Here is a 2,298-nt window from a genome sequence, read left to right as displayed (position 1 = left end):
TCGCCGCCCGTCCGGACGCCAGATATGCCGAGGCGCTGAAAGGCACCGACCTCTACAATGGCTGGGGCTCGATCTGCTATCGCGGCGAGGATGCAAGTTTCAAGGACTGGAACTGCGGTGCGGGCCTGCGCTGCGCAGGTGTCCACGAAAGCGCCATCCATCCGGGCTTCGGCACCTGCGTCAGTGACGCGGGCACCGCGGTCGGTGATCCCGTCGAGTTCGGCGAGATCAGGATGTCGAGCTGGGGCAGCGACCAATATTGCCGCATCTCGCCGACCACCGCCAAGGCCTGCGCTATCGACCCGGCGCGGGACAAGAAGCCGCCGGTCAAGCTCGCCGGCTATGGCGCGGCGCGCCAGCGCTACGACAATCCGCAGCAGAAGACCGGCGGCTTTCCCGGTGGCATGCTGCGCAAGGCGAGCTGCGACAAGCTTCCCGACGAGGCGACGTGCGGACGTCTGGCCAAGACCGGCTTCAACGACTGCATCGCGTCGGGCAAGGACCACAAATTCTGCACGAAGGAATTCACCAAGACCGCCGGCCTGCGCGCCTGCGACAAGGCGCATCCCTGCCGCGAGGACTATATCTGCACCGCAGGCTATGACGATCTGGTGCAGGCAAAAGCCGGCAAAGGCACCTGCATCCCGCCCTATTTCATCTTCCAGTTCCGCGTCGACGGCCACCCGCGCAGCTGGGTGCAGGATGTCAGGGAGTGAGGGAACGGTTTGCCGCAGGCAAATTGAAAGGTCCACTGGACCTTTCAAAAGGCTCGAACGCCCGCAGCCATAGCGGAGGGCGATAGACACTGCCGCAAGAAAGGACGTAAACCACGTCCAACAGCGGCCTTGGCCTGCAGCCAATCACGTCAGACGCCTAATCTTCCTGTTTGGCGCCGGCGCTCTTGCCGTCAGAGCTCTTCGACCGTTCCTCGAAACGCGCCGCGCCCTTTTTAAGCGGACGGCCGGTTTCCGCCTCGGTCTTGCGCTCGTCCCTCGCCGCCGCCCGTTTCAGTCCCGCGGCCGCCTGCTTGCCCTTTGCGGTCGGTGCTTGTTCGATGCCCATCGCTTCCTCCGTTCGCGCGACAAAACGCGCGCTGTCGGGAGCAACGTGCCCGGCGTGCGACGGTTCCGGCAGCGCCGGAAATCTGGCGGCTCAGCGCGCCGTCATCGCCTTGCGGAAAGCTTCCAGCGTCTCGGCGCTGACATGGTGCTCGATGCCTTCGGCGTCGATGCGTGCCGTCTCGGCGCTGACACCAAGCGAGCGCAAAAAGGCTTCCACCGTCTGATGGCGGATGCGGCTTTGCTCCGCGACCTTGCGGCCGGCATCGGTCAGGAACACGCCGCGATAGGGCTTTCTCGACACCAGGCCGTCGGCGCACAGCCTGGTCAGCATCTTGGCCACTGTCGGCTGGGCGACGCCCAGGCGTGCGGCGATGTCCACCTGGCGCGCCTCGTTGCCGTCTTCGATCAGGTCGGCGATCAGCTCGACATAATCCTCGACCAGCGCGCTGCGGCGCGCTTCGCGCTGCTGCCGGAAGCCCTCCGAATGAATTTCGGCGTCGAGCAGCGGCTCGCGCGGGACCGGTCTGTTCTTCAGCGCCAATACGCGCTCCTCCCAGGACTATTTGCCATCCATGCTTTCATAGCACGGGCTCTGATTCTTCAGGCCGTTTATTTGCATTCCGCAACAGGTGCAACCGGACTTCCGATTGCGAGTTCGCCCGATACCGCCAGCAGAATAAAAAGCACCGACAATGAAATATAGCATATTGCATAATGTTGAGCCATGGCATAGCTTAAGGGAACATCGCCCAGTCTCCCGGAAAGCCCTCCCCCATGTCCGAAGTCGAAGCCACAGCCTCCCGTTCCTCATGGCGGTTCGCCAGGCCCGACGAGGACGAGGAGCCCAGCCTGCGCGAGGTCAACGCGTCGATCGCCGTTCCGAGTTCGGGGGTCTGGTTCCGCCGCCTGTTCGCCTTCATGGGTCCCGGCTACATGGTCTCGGTCGGCTATATGGATCCGGGCAACTGGGCGACCGACCTCGCCGGCGGCGCGCAGTTCGGCTACACGCTGCTGTTCATCATCATGCTGTCCAACCTGATGGCGATCCTTTTGCAGGCGCTGGCGGCACGACTCGGCATCGCCACCGGCCGCGACCTCGCCCAGGCCTGCCGCGCCTACTATCCCCGTCCGGTCAACTTCGTGCTGTGGATTGCCTGCGAACTGGCCATCATCGCCTGCGACCTGGCCGAAGTCATCGGCACCGCGATCGCGCTGCAACTTCTGTTCGGCATTCCGC

At 64.1% G+C, this 2,298-nt stretch carries 3 protein-coding genes and 1 pseudogene; 2 read left to right on the top strand and 2 right to left on the bottom strand.

Annotated features, from left to right (window positions below):
* Nucleotides 1-716: pseudogene (locus EN939_RS30595) on the top strand (hypothetical protein); the annotation flags it as partial.
* A 157-nt stretch (nt 717-873) separates the two neighbouring features.
* Here EN939_RS30595 and EN939_RS30590 read toward each other — a convergent pair.
* Together EN939_RS30590 and mntR are read right to left on the bottom strand one after the other, a co-directional pair.
* The gene (locus EN939_RS30590; RefSeq protein ID WP_127271214.1) at nt 874-1,062 is read right to left on the bottom strand and encodes a hypothetical protein; all 189 of its coding nucleotides are present in this window, start codon (nt 1,060-1,062) and stop codon (nt 874-876) included.
* A gap of 90 nt (nt 1,063-1,152) precedes the next feature.
* The gene (gene mntR, locus EN939_RS30585) at nt 1,153-1,602 is read right to left on the bottom strand and encodes a manganese-binding transcriptional regulator MntR (protein ID WP_127271216.1); all 450 of its coding nucleotides are present in this window, start codon (nt 1,600-1,602) and stop codon (nt 1,153-1,155) included.
* Between the two features lie 233 nt (nt 1,603-1,835).
* Here mntR and EN939_RS30580 point away from each other — a divergent pair.
* Nucleotides 1,836-2,298, top strand: a 463-nt coding sequence (locus EN939_RS30580) for an Nramp family divalent metal transporter (protein WP_206528379.1), incomplete at its 3' end; no start/stop codon positions are given.

It is taken from the genome of Mesorhizobium sp. M7A.F.Ca.CA.002.05.1.1, assembly GCF_003998335.1.
GTDB lineage: Bacteria > Pseudomonadota > Alphaproteobacteria > Rhizobiales > Rhizobiaceae > Mesorhizobium.
Note: the sequence above shows the minus strand (reverse complement) of the source record. Positions and strands in the feature narration are given on the sequence as shown.

What these genes read in the sequence shown, in the direction of transcription:
- EN939_RS30590 (WP_127271214.1), bottom strand. Translation starts at nt 1,062, where the DNA reads ATGGGCATCGAACAAGCACCGACCGCAAAGGGCAAGCAGGCGGCCGCG.